This window comes from Actinomadura sp., from assembly GCF_044508335.1.
Lineage (GTDB): Bacteria > Actinomycetota > Actinomycetes > Streptosporangiales > Streptosporangiaceae > Spirillospora.
Genome location: NZ_JBIQHY010000023.1, coordinates 56553 through 72002, shown reverse-complemented (window position 1 = coordinate 72002; position 15450 = coordinate 56553). Strand labels below are relative to the sequence as shown.

Annotated in this window: 20 protein-coding genes; 8 read left to right on the top strand and 12 right to left on the bottom strand. The window is 72.5% G+C overall.

What is annotated here, in order from left to right:
* Positions 1-175 precede the first annotated feature (175 nt).
* A complete protein-coding gene (locus ACIWVC_RS11665) occupies positions 176-367 on the bottom strand; it encodes a hypothetical protein (RefSeq protein WP_396445487.1) in 192 nt (63 codons plus the stop codon).
* 195 nt (positions 368-562) lie between these two features.
* Positions 563-1096 (bottom strand): GNAT family N-acetyltransferase, encoded by a 534-nt coding sequence (locus ACIWVC_RS11660; protein WP_396454128.1) that lies wholly within the window; start codon positions 1094-1096, stop codon positions 563-565.
* A gap of 80 nt (positions 1097-1176) precedes the next feature.
* On the opposite strand from ACIWVC_RS11660, the gene ACIWVC_RS11655 reads away from it, so the two are divergent.
* Positions 1177-1656: an RrF2 family transcriptional regulator gene (locus tag ACIWVC_RS11655; protein ID WP_396445489.1), complete on the top strand. Its 480-nt coding sequence runs from the start codon at positions 1177-1179 to the stop codon at positions 1654-1656.
* Positions 1657-1730: 74 nt separating this feature from the next.
* Complete coding sequence (locus tag ACIWVC_RS11650; RefSeq protein WP_396445490.1) at positions 1731-2180, top strand: carboxymuconolactone decarboxylase family protein; 450 nt, start codon at positions 1731-1733, stop codon at positions 2178-2180.
* A 16-nt stretch (positions 2181-2196) separates the two neighbouring features.
* Here the strand turns inward: ACIWVC_RS11650 and ACIWVC_RS11645 are convergent, their stop codons facing one another.
* A complete protein-coding gene (locus ACIWVC_RS11645) occupies positions 2197-2682 on the bottom strand; it encodes a nuclear transport factor 2 family protein (RefSeq protein ID WP_396454126.1) in 486 nt (161 codons plus the stop codon).
* A gap of 100 nt (positions 2683-2782) precedes the next feature.
* Between ACIWVC_RS11645 and ACIWVC_RS11640 the strand changes: the two genes are divergently transcribed.
* Positions 2783-3760: an alpha/beta fold hydrolase gene (locus ACIWVC_RS11640; protein WP_396454125.1), complete on the top strand. Its 978-nt coding sequence runs from the start codon at positions 2783-2785 to the stop codon at positions 3758-3760.
* On the opposite strand, the gene ACIWVC_RS11635 is transcribed toward ACIWVC_RS11640, so the two are convergent.
* Together ACIWVC_RS11635 and ACIWVC_RS11630 are read right to left on the bottom strand one after the other, a co-directional pair.
* Positions 3753-4307, bottom strand: coding sequence for a TetR/AcrR family transcriptional regulator (locus tag ACIWVC_RS11635; RefSeq protein ID WP_396445493.1), 555 nt, complete (start codon positions 4305-4307; stop codon positions 3753-3755). The genes ACIWVC_RS11640 and ACIWVC_RS11635 overlap by 8 nt on opposite strands.
* Positions 4308-4325: 18 nt before the next feature.
* Positions 4326-5480 (bottom strand): acyl-CoA dehydrogenase family protein, encoded by a 1155-nt coding sequence (locus ACIWVC_RS11630; RefSeq protein WP_396454124.1) that lies wholly within the window; start codon positions 5478-5480, stop codon positions 4326-4328.
* A 100-nt stretch (positions 5481-5580) separates the two neighbouring features.
* Between ACIWVC_RS11630 and ACIWVC_RS11625 the strand changes: the two genes are divergently transcribed.
* Positions 5581-6174 (top strand): TIGR03086 family metal-binding protein, encoded by a 594-nt coding sequence (locus tag ACIWVC_RS11625; RefSeq protein WP_396445495.1) that lies wholly within the window; start codon positions 5581-5583, stop codon positions 6172-6174.
* Between the two features lie 19 nt (positions 6175-6193).
* On the opposite strand, the gene ACIWVC_RS11620 is transcribed toward ACIWVC_RS11625, so the two are convergent.
* Together ACIWVC_RS11620 and ACIWVC_RS11615 are read right to left on the bottom strand one after the other, a co-directional pair.
* Positions 6194-6574 carry a VOC family protein gene (locus ACIWVC_RS11620; RefSeq protein ID WP_396445496.1) on the bottom strand — a complete coding sequence of 127 codons (381 nt, stop codon included), beginning with the start codon at positions 6572-6574 and terminating at the stop codon, positions 6194-6196.
* Positions 6575-6585: 11 nt separating this feature from the next.
* Positions 6586-7326, bottom strand: a complete 741-nt coding sequence (locus ACIWVC_RS11615; RefSeq protein ID WP_396445497.1) for an ArsR family transcriptional regulator — start codon at positions 7324-7326, stop codon at positions 6586-6588.
* A gap of 51 nt (positions 7327-7377) precedes the next feature.
* On the opposite strand from ACIWVC_RS11615, the gene ACIWVC_RS11610 reads away from it, so the two are divergent.
* The 4 genes from ACIWVC_RS11610 (at position 7378) to ACIWVC_RS11595 (ending at position 10737) form a co-directional block, all read left to right on the top strand.
* Positions 7378-8676 (top strand): APC family permease, encoded by a 1299-nt coding sequence (locus ACIWVC_RS11610; RefSeq protein ID WP_396454123.1) that lies wholly within the window; start codon positions 7378-7380, stop codon positions 8674-8676.
* A 274-nt stretch (positions 8677-8950) separates the two neighbouring features.
* On the top strand, positions 8951-9235 hold the full coding sequence (locus ACIWVC_RS11605) for a hypothetical protein (RefSeq protein ID WP_396445499.1): 285 nt from the start codon (positions 8951-8953) through the stop codon (positions 9233-9235).
* 299 nt (positions 9236-9534) lie between these two features.
* Positions 9535-10149, top strand: a complete 615-nt coding sequence (locus ACIWVC_RS11600) for a hypothetical protein (protein ID WP_396445500.1) — start codon at positions 9535-9537, stop codon at positions 10147-10149.
* A 66-nt stretch (positions 10150-10215) separates the two neighbouring features.
* The gene (locus ACIWVC_RS11595; RefSeq protein WP_396454121.1) at positions 10216-10737 is read left to right on the top strand and encodes a GNAT family N-acetyltransferase; all 522 of its coding nucleotides are present in this window, start codon (positions 10216-10218) and stop codon (positions 10735-10737) included.
* A 190-nt stretch (positions 10738-10927) separates the two neighbouring features.
* Here ACIWVC_RS11595 and fahA read toward each other — a convergent pair whose 3' ends face one another.
* The 5 genes from fahA to ACIWVC_RS11570 all read right to left on the bottom strand — a co-directional run.
* Positions 10928-12094 carry a fumarylacetoacetase gene (fahA, locus tag ACIWVC_RS11590; protein WP_396454119.1) on the bottom strand — a complete coding sequence of 389 codons (1167 nt, stop codon included), beginning with the start codon at positions 12092-12094 and terminating at the stop codon, positions 10928-10930.
* Positions 12091-12927 (bottom strand): hypothetical protein, encoded by an 837-nt coding sequence (locus ACIWVC_RS11585; protein ID WP_396454118.1) that lies wholly within the window; start codon positions 12925-12927, stop codon positions 12091-12093. Before ACIWVC_RS11585 ends, fahA begins: the two co-directional genes overlap by 4 nt.
* Positions 12924-14114, bottom strand: a complete 1191-nt coding sequence (locus ACIWVC_RS11580) for a homogentisate 1,2-dioxygenase (RefSeq protein ID WP_396445504.1) — start codon at positions 14112-14114, stop codon at positions 12924-12926. Before ACIWVC_RS11580 ends, ACIWVC_RS11585 begins: the two co-directional genes overlap by 4 nt.
* Before the next feature lie 75 nt (positions 14115-14189).
* Positions 14190-14750 carry a MarR family winged helix-turn-helix transcriptional regulator gene (locus ACIWVC_RS11575; protein ID WP_396445505.1) on the bottom strand — a complete coding sequence of 187 codons (561 nt, stop codon included), beginning with the start codon at positions 14748-14750 and terminating at the stop codon, positions 14190-14192.
* A gap of 29 nt (positions 14751-14779) precedes the next feature.
* Positions 14780-15450, bottom strand: a 671-nt coding sequence (locus tag ACIWVC_RS11570; RefSeq protein WP_396454117.1) for a TetR/AcrR family transcriptional regulator, incomplete at its 5' end; no start/stop codon positions are given.

Genomic DNA, 15450 nt, shown 5'->3' with positions numbered 1-15450 from the left:
CCCCGAGATGGCCGACCGCTACCCCGAGGACCACGCCGCGCTGGAGGCGCTCCCCGCGTTCATCGCCTTCCGGCTGGTGCCCGCCCCGGCGCGGTAGGGCCGGTCAACCACCGCACCCGCACGTACGGCCTGTCCAGCGGCAGCCGGTACAAGGCGCTTCATCTCCGCCAGGCGATCAGGACGCCTCGACGATCCGCCACCGGCCCACGTCGCGGTAGTCGGAGTCGTAGATGACCGACTCGTCGCCGTCCTTCAGCTCGTAATGCCGGACGTTGCCGGCCCAGTACCGCAGAATCCGCCCCAGCTCCTTCGCGGGGTCTTCGGCGACGGCGCCCTCGCTCATCTCGACCTCAAGCACGAACTTCACGCTCCCACCTCCACCATCAAGTGTTTCATTGAACTTGCTAGTGAAGGTTCGGTCGCGATCACTGCAGGAAGACCGCCTTGCCGGCTTGGCCGACCATCAAACGCTCTTCACCCGATGACGGCAATCGAGTGGCCGCCGGCTCGACATCGTCCGGGAACTGGCCGACGGCGCCGCCGGCGAGTAGCCGGGCCGCCCTCAGGCGAGCTTCTTCACCAGGAGTTCGAACTCCAGGTCGTCCCGCTTGGGGAGGCCGAAGCGCTCGTCGCCGTAGGGGAACGGGGACTTCTGGCCGGTGCGGGCGTAGCCGCGGCGGACGTACCAGGCGATCAGGTCCTCGCGGACGCTGATCACCGTCATGTGCATCTCCTTGGCGCCCCATTCGTCGCGCGCCACCCGTTCCGCCTCGGCGAGGACCTTCTTGCCGAGGCCGCCGCCCTGGCGGCGCGGGTCCACGGCGAACATGCCGAAGTAGGCGTGGCCGCCGCGGTCCTCCAGCTGGCAGCAGGCGACCAGGGCGCCGCCGTCCTCGGCGATCAGCATGCGGCTTCCGGGGCCGCTCACCGCCTCCGCGACCATGTCCGGGTCGGTGCGCTGCCCGTCGAGGATGTCGGCCTCGGTCGTCCATCCGGCGCGGCTCGATTCGCCGCGGTAGGACGCCTGGACGAGCTCGACCAGCGCCGGGACGTCGGCGGGCGTCGCGGCGCGGAAGGTGGGGTTCGCATCGCTCACGAACCGGACTTTAGCGCCGGGCCGGCGGTGCTCCGGCTTGCGGGGATAATCCTGGATGTCTAGTATCCAGGATTGTGCGGATGAGCGAGGGGGTCGAGTGGGCGATCCACAGCTGCCTGAACCTGACCTGGCTGGAGCCGGGCGAGGCCGTGACGGCGGCCAGGATGGCCGCGTACTACTCCCTGCCTGCGGCGTACATGAACAAGCAGCTGCAGGCGCTCGCCCGCGCCGGGATCCTCACGTCCACTCCCGGCCCGCGCGGCGGGTTCCGGCTCGCGCGCGCCCCGGAGGACATCACGCTGATGGACGTGGTGACCGCGATCGAAGGGCCGGAGGAGGCGTTCCGCTGCGAGGAGATCCTGCGGCACGGCCCCGGTGAGCACGAGGGGGTCGACTACCGCCGGGGGTGCTACGTCTCGCAGGCCATGCGGCGGGCGGAGCTCGCCTGGCGCAGGGAGCTGGCCGGGCAGACCATCGCCGACCTCCGGGACACCGTGGAGCGCCGCCGGCCGTCCGTGCCCGGCGAAACCCGCGCCTGGTTCGCGAACCTGCGCACCTGATCAGGACCGGCCCCGGTAAGGCGTTCGGTCGGCGACTAATTCTGGACATGAGATGTCCGAGAAGGGAAACATCCATGCAGGCACGAATGAACGTCGTGAAGCCCGCCGCGGACGGGTACAAGGCCATGCTCGCGCTGGAGTCGTACATCAACGGCAGCGGCGTCCCCCAGAGCACCCTTGAGCTGGTCAGGCTCCGCGTCAGCCAGATCAACGGCTGCGCGTTCTGCGTGAACATGCACGCCGGCGACGCCAAGAAGGCGGGCGAGACCGACGAGCGGCTCTGGTCGGTGGCGGCCTGGCGCGAGGCCCCCTTCTACACCGACGAGGAGCGGGCGGCGCTCGCGCTGGCCGAGGCGGCCACGCGGATCGCCGACGACCCGGCCGGCGTCCCGGACGACGTCTGGAACGACGCCGCCGCCCACTACGACGAGAAGACCCTCGCCGGCCTGGTCATGGCGATCGCGGCGATCAACGCGTGGAACCGCATCAACGTCACCGTCCGCAACCCCGCCGCCTCCTCCTGACCGCCGTCCGTGAGGGCTACTGGTCGACGCGGCAGTCCGGGCCGATCGGGCGCGTGATCGACCAGTGGCGGTGGAAGTGGCATTTCGACATCTTCCAGCGGCCGTCCTCGATGACGTACTCGTCGTCGTACTCGCCGGCGGCTACGGTCTCGGTGCGGTCGACCAGGTTGACCTGCCGGAACTTCAGTGTCCAGCGGCCGGACGCGGCCGTCTCGCCGTGGACGGTGATGTCCGGGTGCATCGCGTGGTGCATGTCGAGAACGGCGTACCCGCCGTCGGTCTTCTGGAGTGCGATCCGTGCGAAGACCTCGGCTATGCCGTCGGCGTCGTCGAAGGCGCCGAGCCGGCCGTAGTCGATCGAGGCGCCGGAGGCGATGAAGCACGCCCGGAACTCCTCGGGGTCCTTGGCGTCGCACGCGCGCAGGTAGCGGTGCTTGAGGGCCTTGATGTCCTCGATGGCCTCCAGCCGGGCGATGCGCGCGGCGATGTCGGGGCTCGCCATGGTCGCCGACTCTCGTCCGCGGCGGGCGCGCCGTCCAGCGGTGTCCCGGTGACCGGGAGCGAGGAGGATCGCGGCGGGGCGGACGCCCAGGATCGTCGGTATGAGCCTTGGTGAGGGGAACGTCCGGCATCGCATGGTGGACGCCGGCGGCATCGCCCTTCATGCGGCCGAGCAGGGCGACGGGCTTCCGGTGGTGATGTGCCACGGGTTCCCGGGGCTCTGGTACAGCTGGCGGCATCAGCTGCCGGTGCTGGCGGCGGCCGGGTACCGGGCGATCGCGGTCGACATGCGCGGCTACGGGCGAAGCGGTCGTCCGTCCTCGCCGGGCGAGTACGACCGGAGCCGCACGGTCGCCGACATGGTCGGTCTCCTGGACGCTCTCGGCATCGAGGAGGCCGTCTTCGCCGGACACGACTTCGGGGCCGCTCTCGTCTGGGACCTGCCCCAATGGGCCCCTGGACGGGTCAAGGCGCTGATGCAGCTGAGCGTGCCGCGCATGCCCGTCTCTAGGCGTCCGCCCACCGAGATCTACGCGCGGATGGCCGAGCAGCACTTCGTCCATGTGCACTACTTCCAGGAGCAGGGGCCGGCCGACGAGGAACTGGGAGCGGCGCCGGAGCGCTTCCTGGCGAACGTGTTCTGGGCGCTCAGCGGCGGATACCGGTACCTCGACATCTGGCGGCACCCCAGCGAAGGCAACGGATACCTCGATGTGCTGCCGGAGGCCCCGCCCCTCCCCTGGCCGTGGCTGACGCAGGACGAGTTCGCCTACTACGTCGACGAATTCCGCAGGACGGGCTTCACCGGCGGCCTCAACTGGTACCGCGCCTACGACCACGTCTGGAACGAGAAGCAGAGCCGACCGGACGAGCCCGTAACCGTCCCGACGATGTTCCTCGTGGGCGAGCGCGACCCCGTCCTCCAGATGATGGGGCCGGACGCGCTGAAGCAGATGGAGGAACTCGTGCCCGGCCTACGCGAAGTCCACATCGTCCAAAGGGCGGGGCATTTCGTGCAGATGGAGGCGGCCGGCGAGGTCAACGAGGCGATGCTCGCGTTCCTCGCCGGGCTCACGTAGGACGCGCCAGCAGGATCTCCAGGGTGCGTTCGTACAGGCCGGAGTCGCTCTCGCCGGGGATCAGGTAGCCGCCGACCCACGAGCGCAGCATCAGCAGGGCCCGCAGCCGCGCGTCCTCGGCGCCGAACCCGAGATCCTCCAGGCAGCCGGCGATGTGCCCGAGCAGCGCCCGGTCCGCGTGCCGCACCGCCTCCGCCGCCGCGGGCTCGTGCTGCGCCCACAGCCGCATCGCCCGGTCGATCGGCGCGACCTCGCGGCCCAGCGCCTGGATGCGGTGCAGCCGCTCGCGCGGGTCGGCGGTGCTGCCGAGGGACAGGCCCCACACCTCGTCCGTCCGCTCGTGCGCCCACCGGTCGAGCAGCGCCCGCATCAGCTCCGGACGGTCCGTGAAATGCCAGTAGAAGCTGCCTTTCGTGACGCCGAGCCGGGCGGCGAGCGCGTTGATCGTCACACCGCGCTCGCCGGCCCGCGCCAGCTCCTGGTAGGCGGCCTCGATCCAGTCGCGCCGCGACACCCTCGCCTTCGCCGGCCTCGCCCTGGCCGTCATGCCCCCGGCCGCCGTCCGTCAGACGAGGACGACCGGGCCGGGGTCGAGGCCCAGCCCGATCCTGCCGTAGAGGGCGTAGGCCGCGTCCGGATCGAACACCACATGCCCGGAGATCGTATTCACGTCGCGCTGCGCCCGCTGGAAGGGGGAGGAGGTGAACTGGGCGCTCGCGCCGGCGGCGGAGCACAGCTCGTTCACGACCCGCCGGGCGGTCGCGACCACGTGCGCCGCGACGAGCCGGGCCCGCGCCCGGTCCGTCATGTCGAGGGACCGGCCCGACGCCACGTCCCGCAGCGCGTCCTCCAGCAGGAGGCGGGCGGCGGCCAGATCCGCGGTCGCCTCCGCGAACCGGATCTGCCCGCTCATCAGGTCGCGCTGCCGCTGACCGCTGTAGGCCATCACGCGGGTCGCCATCCGCTCGGTGAACCGCGCCAGCACCCCCTCCGCCGCGCCGAGCACGGGCGCCGCGCCGGTCAGCGCGAACACCGGCACCAGCGGCGTCCGGTAGAGCGGCCCCGGGTGGACGCCGGCGCCGGGCGACCGCCCCTCGGTCAGCGCCGGCATCGGCACCGACCGGTGCGCGGGGACGAACACGCCCGGCACCTCGATGTCGTTGCTGCCGGTGCCTCGCATGCCGCTGGTGTGCCACACGTCGTGGACGGTGACGTCCTCCCGCGGCAGCAGGAACAGCCTCGGCTCGATCGCGTCGCCCACGGTGACCAGCGCCATGACCATCACGTGGTCGGCGTGCATGATCCCGCTTCCCCACGACCAGCGCCCGGTGACGGTGTGGCCGCCGTCCGCGGGCTCCGCGGTGCCGGACGGCGACAGGACGCACGGGATCAGCGCGTACGGCCGCTCCGCCCACACCTCGGCCTGCGCCTGCTCCGGGAACAGCCCGACCATCCAGTTGTGCAGCGTGTAGATCACCGACAGCCACCCGGTCGACGCGCAGGCCGCGCCCGCCTCCCGGCACGCCGCCGCCATCGCCTCGAAGCCCAGTTCGGGCCCGCCGAACTTCGCCGGGACCAGCATGCCGAACAGCCCGGCCGCGGCGAGGTCCTCGATGGTCTCGTCGGGCAGCCGCCGCGCCGCCTCCGCCGCCGCGGCGCGCTCGCCCAGCACCGGCGCCAGCTCCCGGACGCGCCGCACGATCTCGCTTCCATACTCCATAGTACGGAAACCATACCTTAAAGTATGTTGGCGCGGTAGAGCCGCCTTCCGTCAGCGGCGGGACGTAGCGTTGACCTGACCGGCGTCTTGGAGGTGTCGTATGACCTCTTCCCCCGTGGAAGACCTCGCCGCGCTGCTGGCGGTGACCGGCGGCCTGGTGGCCGGCGTCCGCCCCGGCCAGTGGGACGGCCCGACCCCGTGCACCGACTGGAACGTGCGGCAGCTGGTCGACCACTTCGTCATCGGCGACCGCCTGTTCGCGACCATCCTCCGCGGGGAGGCGCCCCCGCCGCCGAGCGCTCTCGACCCGAAGGTCACCGACGTTCTCGGCGACGACCCGGTGAAGGCCCAGCGCACGGCCGCGCAGGACCTCCTCGCGGCGCTCTCCGAACCGGGCGTGCTGGAGCGGATCCACCAGATCCCGATCGGCCCGGTACCGGGCGCCGGGGCGGCGTACATACGCGCCACCGAAGCGGTCGTCCACGGCTGGGACCTCGCCCAGGCCACCGGTCAGGAACCCCGCTTCCCGGACGACCTCGTCCAGCAGGTGCTGGACTTCACCCGCGCCAAGCTCGCCGACATCCCGCCGGACCGCACCCCATTCGGCCCGCCGCAACCGGCCCCCGACGACGCGCCGCCCCTCACCCGGCTGGTCGCCCTGCTGGGCCGCTCCGTCCAAGAACAGAACGGCTGAGCCCGCCGGCGGTCTGATCTCAGCGAGCGGCGGGCTCGAAGAGTTCTACGAGGTTGCCGGCCGGGTCGGTGAGCAGGATCTGCCGCCCGCCGGGGCCGGAGACCACGTCGCCCTGGAAGGCCACGCCCTCGGTGCGCAGGCGGGCGATCTCGGCGTCGAGGTCGTCGACGATGAGGTGGATGCGGTTGCGTCCGGCCGTGGCGGGCTCGGGGGTGGCGCGGGCGCCCGAGCTGGCCGGGCCGGACAGCAGCAGCCGCAGGGGGCCGCGCACCACGTCCGCGAAGGCGGGCGCCGGGTCGGTCCGCAGCGTGAAACCGAGATGGGCGGTGTAGAAGTCGACGGCCGCCGGGACGTCGTCGACGAGGTAGCGGACGCTTGCGAGCCGGTCGTTCGTCGTCATCGCGGAGCCTCTCATGATGGGCGGGTGAGCCGCGGGAGCAGGTACCGGACGCGGGTGTCGATCTCCGCCGCCGTCCGGGCGAAGGCGGCGCCTCCGGCCGCGGCCGGGTCGGGGATGCTCCAATGGACGCGCCGGGAATGGTCGCCGAAGTCCGGGCAGACCTCGCGCACCTTGTCGCACAGGGTGATCACGTAGTCGAACCGGCGGCCGTCCAGCGTGTCCAGGTGCCGCGGCCGCCGGTGGGAGATGTCGATGCCGTAGCCGTCCTTCAGCACCCGCACCGCTTCGGGGTGCATCCGCTGCTTCGGAAGGCTTCCGGCGCTGGCCACCTCGATGCGGCCGCCGCCGCGCCGGGCCAGCAGGGCCTCGGCGATCGGGGAACGGGCGCTGTTGCCGGTGCAGGCGAACAGTACGGACGTCCGGGGAGCCGAGGCGGCCGCCGGCGCGGGTCGGTCGTCGCCGAGTGCGGGGTGCAGGGCTGCCCCGGCCGCGGCGAGCGCGTGCGCACAGCGCTCCAGGTCGAGGTGGTAGTAGCTGTCGCGCCCGTCGAAACTGCTGCGCCGCGCCGTGACGAGCCCGCCGCCGCGCAACTGCCGCAGGTGGTAGGAGACCAGGTTCTGCGGCTCTCCGGTCAGGTCCACCAGTTCGCGGACCCGGTAGTCGCTCGCGGCCAGCTCGCTCAGCAGCCGCCACCGCAGCGGGTGGGCGGCCAGCCGGACGAACGCCGGGGCGGCTTGCTCGGAGACTCCCACGGGGTCAGAATACATCAAAGCAGTTTGATGCATATGGCCCGTGGAGGATCGATGGAGCTCCCGTCCCGGCCGGACGGCGGGTCCGGCCGGCTGGCGCGCCGGCTGGGCACCGGGGACGCGGTGATCATCGGGCTGGGCTCGATGATCGGGGCCGGGGTGTTCGCCGCGTTCGGCCCCGCCGCCCGCGCGGCCGGCGCCGGCCTGCTCGCCGGCCTGGCCGTGGCGGCGGTCATCGCGTACTGCAACGCGGTGGCGTCCGCGCAGCTCGCGGCCGTCTACCCGACCTCGGGCGGCACCTACGTGTACGGGCGGGAGCGGCTCGGCCCCCGGTGGGGGTTCGCGGCCGGATGGGGGTTCGTGGTCGGCAAGACCGCGTCGTGCGCGGCGATGGCGCTGACCTTCGCGTCCTACGCGGTTCCCGGCCCGTGGTGGGCGCGGCGGACCGTCGCGGTGGCCGCGGTCGCGGGCCTGACCGCGCTCAACTACCGCGGCGTGACCAAGACCGCGCTGGCGACCCGCGTGCTGGTCGCGACCAGCCTGACCGTCCTCGCCGCCGTGGTGGCCGGGATCGCGGCGGGCGGCGGCGCGAGCACGGCGAACCTGACCGGCTCGGGCATCGGTGGCGCCTACGGCATCCTCCAGTCCGCCGGGCTGCTGTTCTTCGCGTTCGCCGGTTACGCGCGCATCGCGACACTGGGGGAGGAGGTTCGCGATCCGCGGCGCGTCATCCCGCGCGCCATCCCGATCGCCCTGTTCATCGCGGTGGCCGTCTACCTGGCCGTGGGTGCGGCCGCCCTGCTGGCCGCCGGCCCGGACCGCCTCGCCACCGCCGCCGCGCCGCTGGCCACCGCGGTCGAGACCGCCGGTGCCGGGGGCCTGGCCCCCGTGGTGCGGATCGGCGCGGCGCTCGCCGCGCTCGGCGCGCTGCTGTCCCTGATCGCCGGCGCCGGCCGCACCACGCTGGCGATGGCCCGCAACCGCGATCTGCCGGGCCGGCTGGCCGCCGTCCACCCTCGCCACCGGGTGCCGCACCGCGCCGAGATCGCCGTCGCCGCCGCCGTCGGCGTGCTGGCCGCCACCGTCGACCTGCGCGGCGTGATCGGCTTCTCCTCCTTCGGCGTGCTGGTCTACTACGCCATCGCGAACGCCTCGGCCTTCACCCAGCCCGCCCGCGACCGGCGCTGGCCGCGCGCTCTGAACCTGCTCGGCGCCGCCGGCTGCCTGGTGCTCGTGGCCACGCTGCCCTGGCAGTCCGTGCTGGCCGGGGCCGGCGTGTTCGCGGTCGGCCTCATCGGACGGGAGGCCGTCCTGTCCCGGCGCGGCCGGCCCGGCGCCGCGGGCCGGCCGTGACCGCGCGGGACCCGGCCGGTCAGGCGGGGCGCGCGGCAGCCGCTTGAAGCGCCGCGCGGAGATGCCTCTCTCTGCCGGCATGGTCCATTCGCCCGGTCGGCATTGCTCGAATATGAAAGGCCACTCGGAAGCGGATCGTGTCCATCCGCGCGCGGGATGCGACGAATGCGGCCGCGTCCAGTGTGATGACCGAATGTGGCCTAATTCGGCTGGCGAGAACCGGTGGGCGTCGCTATGATCATCCAGCTTTGTCGCAAAACTTCAGAGGGATGTTATGAATATCGACTTCAGTGCCGACGCCACATTCTCGTGGTACGTCGTGTTCCTGCTGGTGTCCGGCATCGCCATGCTCGTCATGGCGGCCATCGGCGGCGGCCAGAGCGCGGGCGAAAGGCTGCTCAACCTCGCGTTCGGCGTGGGCTTCCTCGGCTACGCCGTGTACCTGGGGTTCATCTTCGAGGGCGGTGAGTACTTCATGTTCTTCTACGCCTTCATTCTGCCGGTGCTCATGCTCTTCCGGTTCGTGAAGGCGATGTTCGGCGAACGCCAGAGCGCCTGACCCGAAGCCTTCGGCGCGGCCGCGGGAGCAGACAATCCTCCCGTGGCCGCCCGGCCATTCAAACTGTCCCAATGGCCAGTTAGTGGCTTTTCCGGGAAACTGCTCCCGCGCATAAGGACGTCGGCGCCCGGTGAGTCCGCGGCGCCGAATATCTCCATTCCCGTGGCTGTCCCGGATCCGGGAGGCGCGCGGCATCGCGCCGGTTCCGACGCGTCCGGGGTTCGCGGTGCTCTGGTGGCCGCCGGGGTTCTCCGGCAAGATGCGGATCACCCCCGCCTGCTACGGACCCGGGAGAACTCATGGACGTGGTCATCGTCCTGCTGCTGGTCGCCGTGTCGCTGGGCGGGCTCGTCCTGGTCTACCAGCGCGGCGGCTCGGTCAAGCGTGCGTTCAAGAAGACGCCCCCGTCGACGGTCGCGGACGCCGCCTCCCCGGGGACGTGCCGGTTGTCCGGGCGCGCCGTGGCGGTGGGCACCGCCCCGGTGAGCGAGGCCAGCGGACGTTCCTATCTGGCCCGCGAGCTGGCGATCGTCCCGAGCTCGGACGGGTCGGACGGGACGCACCGGTTCGGGCAGGCGGTCGACTTCCTGCTGGACGACGGCACCGGCGTCGCGCTGGTCAGGGGAGCGGGCGGGCGCGTCGCGGTGGCGCGCGACTACGAGGCGCCGGTGACGACGCTCGACAAGGTCCCCTGGGTGGACGAGCTGCTGCGCGCGGGCGGCTACCGCAACGGTTCCCCGACGACCTGCCGGATCCGCCTGTACGAGGGCGTCATCGAAGCCGGCGGCCAAGTCGGCGTCCTGGGCCGGGCCGAGCCGCCGGACGCCGAAGCCCGCCGGCTGGGCGCGACCCTGGTCATCCGGGGCACGGACTCCGTCCCGCTGATGATCCGCCCCGAACCCCGGACGCCCTGACCGCCGCCGGCGGCGCCCGACGAAAAATCAGATGGGCTGAGCGCACGATCCGGCTAGGGTCGAGCGGTGCCCGAGCTGCAGCGGCTGGACGCCGGCCACGCCCCGGCGGTCCTGGCCTTCGAACTGGCGAACCGCGCCTACTTCGCCGCCTCGATCTCCGACCGCGGCGACGAGTACTTCGACCGGTTCGCCGACCGGCACCGCGCCATGCTGGCCGAGCAGGAGGCCGGCGCCGGCGCCTACTACGTGCTCGTCGCCGACGACGGCTCCATCCTCGGCCGGTTCAACCTCTACCGCATCGAGGACGGCGCCGCCGACCTCGGCTACCGGGTCGCGCGGCACGCCGCCGGCCGCGGCGTGGCGACCGCGGCCGTCCGGGAGCTGTGCCGGCTGGCGGCGGCGCGGCACGGGCTGCGGGCGGTGCGCGCCGCCACCGCCCGCGAGAACGCCGCATCCCGGAGAGTGCTGATCAAGGCCGGTTTCGTTCCGGCCGGCCCGGCCGATCCGGCCGACCTGGGCGGCAAGCCGGGCACGCGGTACCGGCGCGACCTGGCGCCCGCGGGGTCAGACGAGGGCGGCGGCCAGTAGGGCGGACGGCGTCGACCCGGGACTGTTCACCGAGGTGTTCTGGGCGGGCCTGCACGGCCTGGCCACCCTGACCCGGGCCGGGCGGCTGCCGCCGGAGCACACCGAGTCGAGGGTGCGGCTCCTGGTGGACCGCCTCGCCATGCTCTGACGCTCCCGCCCGGGAGGCGCGCGTCCCGGGCGAGATTCCGTCCTAGCGGGCGGGGAGGATCCGGCCCTTCACCTCGCCGAAGCCGATGCGGGCGCCGGACGGGCCTGGGGCGGTGGCCGTTATCGAGACCTCGTCGCCGTCCTCCAGGAAGGTGCGGGGTTCGCCGTTGACCTCGACGGGCTCCTTGCCGCCCCAGGTCAGCTCGATGAAGGCGCCGCGCTGCTCCTTGGCGGGGCCTGAGACCGTGCCGGAGGCGAAGAGGTCGCCCGTCCGGGACGAGGCGCCGTTCACCGTCATGTGCGCGAGCATCTGCGCGGGCGACCAGTACATCTCGCGGTAGGGCGGGCGGGAGACCACCTGGCCGTTCCAGGAGACCTCAAGCTCCAGGTCCAGCCCCCACGGGTTCTTCTCCTGAAGGTAGGGGAGGGGTTCCGGGTCTTGGGGCGGGGTCGCTACGCGGGCGGCCTCCAAGGCCAGGAGAGGGACGACCCAATGGGAGACGGACGTAGCGAAGCTCTTCCCGAGGAACGGCCCAAGGGGGACGTACTCCCACGCCTGGATGTCGCGGGCCGACCAGTCGTTGACCAGGACGACCCCGAACACCCGCTCGGAGAAGTCCTCCGTGGTCACCGGCGTGCCCAGCGGGGAGCCCGTGCCCACGACGAAGCCGACTTCCGCCTCGATGTCCAGGCGGCGGCTCTCACCGAAGGTGGGGGCGTCCTCCCCCTTGCGCTGGCCGGTCGGGCGGACGATGTCCATCCCGGACGGGACCACCGTGCCGGCCCGGCCGTGGTAGCCGACCGGCAGATGCCTCCAGTTCGGCATCAGCGGCTCGGCGCCGGGGCGGAACAGGCGGCCCAGGTTCGACGCGTGGTACTCGGAGGCGTAGAAGTCGACGTAGTCGGCCACCTCGAACGGCATGTGCATGGCGACCGCGTCCACCGGATGCACCGCCTCGTCCAGGACGTCGTCCGTGACCAGGTCGAGGATCTGCTCGCGGACCTCTACCCAGTGCGCGTGGCCCTGCGCCATGAACGGGTTCAGGGACGGAGCCGCGAACACGTCGTCGCCCAGGGCCAGGGCGAGGTCCACCACCGAGTCGGCGACGCGGACGCCCACGCGGGGTGCGGTGCCGGGGGTCGAGAAGACGCCGTAGGGGAGGTTGGCGAGCCCGAAGAGGGAGCCTTCGGGGATCGCGATGCGGGTCATCGAGTGCACTCCTGGAGCGCGGACGCGAGGAGGCCCAGGTCCGCGAGTTCGTTCAGGGGGTCGGTGATGCTGCACGTCCCGAAGGACAGGAAGCGGCCGCGGGCGGCGATCGTCCGGGCCTCGCCCAGCGACGACACGCGGGACGCGACGGACGGGGCGTCGCGGTCGGCGAGGATCGCGGCCAGTTCCGCCACCGGGCGGCCGCGCAGCGCGGCGTCGGTCGCGAGCAGCAGGTTCAGGAAGCCGTGCTGGTGGAAGCCGGTCTCCGGGTCGGTGTTGCGGACGGGATGGTGCAGCCCCGCCGTCGCCTTGAACGGAAGGCGGGCGTCCACCGCGGCCTTGATCCCCGCGGCCAGCTCGTCCGGGCTCGGGTAGAGGTGCGCCTTCACGCCGCCGGTGCGGAACTTCGCGCGGTGCCGGCGGGCCGCCACCGCGGCGATCATCGCGGGCCGGCGGTCGTCGCGCGGGATCTCCACGTAGACCGGCGCGGTGGTGCGGCCGAGCACGCGGAAGAACTCGTCCGGCTGCATGCCGGGCGGCACCGCGATCTCCAGGCCGCGCACGGTGACCGGCAGTTCGGCGGCCCTGGCCAGGGCCTTGGCCGCCTGGCACGGTCCGCCGGGCGCGGTGATCGACACGTCGAGGGGCTCGTCGCCGAGCAGCCGGTCCAGCTCGTCCAGCGCGGTCGCCGGCACGACGAGGGGGCCGACGAGGTCGGCGTACGGGGCGGCGCGGTGCGCGCGGTGGGCCGGGACGGCCTCGGCCAGCGGTGCGAGGCCGGGCGGGAAGACGGCCGCGTCGTCGCAGAGGGCGTGGGCGAACGTCGGGATCATCGCCGCCTCGCCCACGTCCAGGCGTAGCCGGTGTCCTCGCACGCCAGCCCGCCCTCGCCGAGTTCGAGCGGGTGGAAGGTGTCGACCATGACGGCGAGCTCGTCGAAGAAGTCGACGCCGATGCTGCGCTCGTAGGCGCCGGGCTGCGGGCCGTGCGCGAGGCCGCCCGGGTGGACGGAGACCGAGCCCTGGCCGATGCCGGAGCCCTTGCGCGCCTCGTAGTCCCCGCCGCAGTAGAACATGATCTCGTCGGAGTCGACGTTCGAGTGGTAGTAGGGCACCGGGATCGACAGCGGGTGGTAGTCGACCTTCCGCGGCACGAAGTTGCACACCACGAAGTTGTGGCCCTCGAACACCTGGTGGACGGGCGGCGGCTGGTGGACGCGGCCGGTGATGGGCTCGAAGTCGTGGATGTTGAACGTGAACGGGTACAGGCAGCCGTCCCAGCCGACGACGTCGAACGGGTGCCGCGCGTAGGTCATGCGGGTGCCCACGATGCCGCGCGAGGTGCGGTGCTTGACGTAGACCTCGACGTCGGTCTCGTCGGAGAGGAGCGGCTCGCCGGGGCCGTGCAGGTCGCGCTCGCAGTACGGCGCGTTCTCCAGGAATTGGCCGTAGCGGGAGAGGTAGCGCTTGGGCGGCGCGACGTGCCCGGTCGCCTCGATCGCGTAGGCGCGCAGAGGCTCGTCGCCGGTGGGCAGCCAGCGGTGGGTGGTGGACGTCGGGATGACGACGTAGTCGCCCTGCTCGGCGTTCAGCGCGCCGAAGACCGTCTCGACCGTGGCGGCGCCCGACTCGACGTACACGATCTCGTCGCCGGTCGCGTTGCGGTACAGCGGCGAGTCGGCGGCGGAGACGACGTAGGAGAGGCGGACATCGCCGTTGGCGAGGATCACCCGCCGCCCGGTGACGACGTCGGTCTCGGCCCAGGTCTCCTTGGGGAACAGGTCGTGCAGCTTCAGGTGCCGCGGCTTGAGGGGGTGGTTGGGCGTCGTCGCCGTGTCCGGGACGTCCCAGGTCCGGGAGTCCGTGATCGCGGACGGGATGTCCCGGTGGTACAGGAGGGACGAATCGGAGGAGAACCCCTCCTCGCCCATCAGTTCCTCGAAGTAGAGCCGCTCCTCGCCGTCCCTGTGCTGGGTGTGGCGTTTCGGCGGCACGTGGCCGACCCGGCGGTAGTGGGCCATGTCCGTCGCCTCCGATGGTTAATGCATTAACTACTTTGTGCCGACACTACGACTCTTCTCCCGCCCGGGGAAGGGTTAACTGCGTTCCCGCACGTCGAAGGAGGTGCGGCCGGCGATCAGCTTGTCCAGCAGCATGATCAGCATCCGCTGCTCGGTCTCGCTCAGCGTGCTCGCCCACTGCCGCTCGCGCGCGTGCTGCCCGGCGAAGATCTCCAGCATCGCCTCGCGGCCCCGCTCGGTCAGCGACAGGATCACCGACCGGCCGTCCCGCTCGCCGGGCGTGCGGGCCATCATCCCGTCCGCGATGAGCGTCTTGGCCAGGTTGGACACGGCGGCCCGGCTCATCCCGGCCAGCGTGGCGGCGCGTCCGGGCTCCAGCGGCCCGGCCAGCCAGGTCACGAACAGCAGCCGGAAGCCGGCCCAGGAGTGCCCGCGCGGCCGGTGCACCGTGGACTCCAGGTCGTAGGTGACGATCGCCGAGGCGCGGTTGAGGGTGAGCAGCAGCCTGGTCGCGAGCCGGTCGGGGAACCCGAACTCGTCCGCGAGGCGGCGTCCCGCGAGGTCGACGAACGTCCAGAAGTCGGGATCGTCCCGCTCGCCGTCCGCGCTCATGCCCTCGCCGCCAATCCGATTCATGGTTTGACCATTTAACCCGGTGGACGGGCTCAGCGGAATTCGCGGGCGATCTCGGTGAGGGCCTCGTCGACCACCTCGGCCATCGTGCGGGCCGGCTGCTCCTCGATCCAGGTGAGGGACGCGATGCGGAGGGCGGTCATGAAGGCGCCGGCCATCGTGCGGCAGCGCAGCCCGCCGGGCGGGAGGCCGTCGCGGGCGGCGATCAGCCCGGCGAGGGATCGCTCCATCCCGGCGTACTGGGCGAGCTGCCGGGCCAGCACGGACGGATGGTTGCGGGCGAGGCGGACCTGCGCGGCCCAGTGCGGGTCCATGGGGCCGAACTGCTCGTGGACGGCCTCGAACGCCGCGCGCAGCGCCGTCCAGGACGACTCCTCCGGGGGGCGGGCCTCGAACGTCTCCAGCAGGGAGCGCATCCGCTGCTCGCCGCCGTAGAGGAGGGCCTCCTCCTTGCCGCCGAAATAGTTGGAGAAGGTGCGGCGGGACACGCCGGCGGCGTCCGCGATGGCCTCGACGGTGACCGCGTCCAGGCCGTGCTCGACGGCGAGGCGCATCGCGGCCTCGTGCAGGGCGCGGCGCGTCGCCTCCTTCTTGCGCTCGCGCAGCCCGCCCTTGCCGCCGCGCGGCGCGCCGTCCCGCGGCCCGCTCCCGTCCCGCGGCCCGCTCCCGTCGTGCGGCCCGCTCCCGTCGTGCGGCCCGGTGC

Coding starts and splice junctions, on each gene's coding strand:
- ACIWVC_RS11610 (WP_396454123.1), top strand. CDS start 7,378: ATGGAGCTCCCGTCCCGGCCGGACGGCGGGTCCGGCCGGCTGGCGCGC.
- ACIWVC_RS11600 (WP_396445500.1), top strand. CDS start 9,535: ATGGACGTGGTCATCGTCCTGCTGCTGGTCGCCGTGTCGCTGGGCGGG.
- fahA (WP_396454119.1), bottom strand. CDS start 12,094: ATGACCCGCATCGCGATCCCCGAAGGCTCCCTCTTCGGGCTCGCCAAC.
- ACIWVC_RS11605 (WP_396445499.1), top strand. CDS start 8,951: ATGAATATCGACTTCAGTGCCGACGCCACATTCTCGTGGTACGTCGTG.
- ACIWVC_RS11620 (WP_396445496.1), bottom strand. CDS start 6,574: ATGACGACGAACGACCGGCTCGCAAGCGTCCGCTACCTCGTCGACGAC.
- ACIWVC_RS11635 (WP_396445493.1), bottom strand. CDS start 4,307: ATGACGGCCAGGGCGAGGCCGGCGAAGGCGAGGGTGTCGCGGCGCGAC.
- ACIWVC_RS11585 (WP_396454118.1), bottom strand. CDS start 12,927: ATGATCCCGACGTTCGCCCACGCCCTCTGCGACGACGCGGCCGTCTTC.
- ACIWVC_RS11655 (WP_396445489.1), top strand. CDS start 1,177: ATGAGCGAGGGGGTCGAGTGGGCGATCCACAGCTGCCTGAACCTGACC.
- ACIWVC_RS11650 (WP_396445490.1), top strand. CDS start 1,731: ATGCAGGCACGAATGAACGTCGTGAAGCCCGCCGCGGACGGGTACAAG.
- ACIWVC_RS11625 (WP_396445495.1), top strand. CDS start 5,581: ATGACCTCTTCCCCCGTGGAAGACCTCGCCGCGCTGCTGGCGGTGACC.
- ACIWVC_RS11575 (WP_396445505.1), bottom strand. CDS start 14,750: ATGAATCGGATTGGCGGCGAGGGCATGAGCGCGGACGGCGAGCGGGAC.
- ACIWVC_RS11580 (WP_396445504.1), bottom strand. CDS start 14,114: ATGGCCCACTACCGCCGGGTCGGCCACGTGCCGCCGAAACGCCACACC.
- ACIWVC_RS11640 (WP_396454125.1), top strand. CDS start 2,783: ATGAGCCTTGGTGAGGGGAACGTCCGGCATCGCATGGTGGACGCCGGC.
- ACIWVC_RS11645 (WP_396454126.1), bottom strand. CDS start 2,682: ATGGCGAGCCCCGACATCGCCGCGCGCATCGCCCGGCTGGAGGCCATC.
- ACIWVC_RS11630 (WP_396454124.1), bottom strand. CDS start 5,480: ATGGAGTATGGAAGCGAGATCGTGCGGCGCGTCCGGGAGCTGGCGCCG.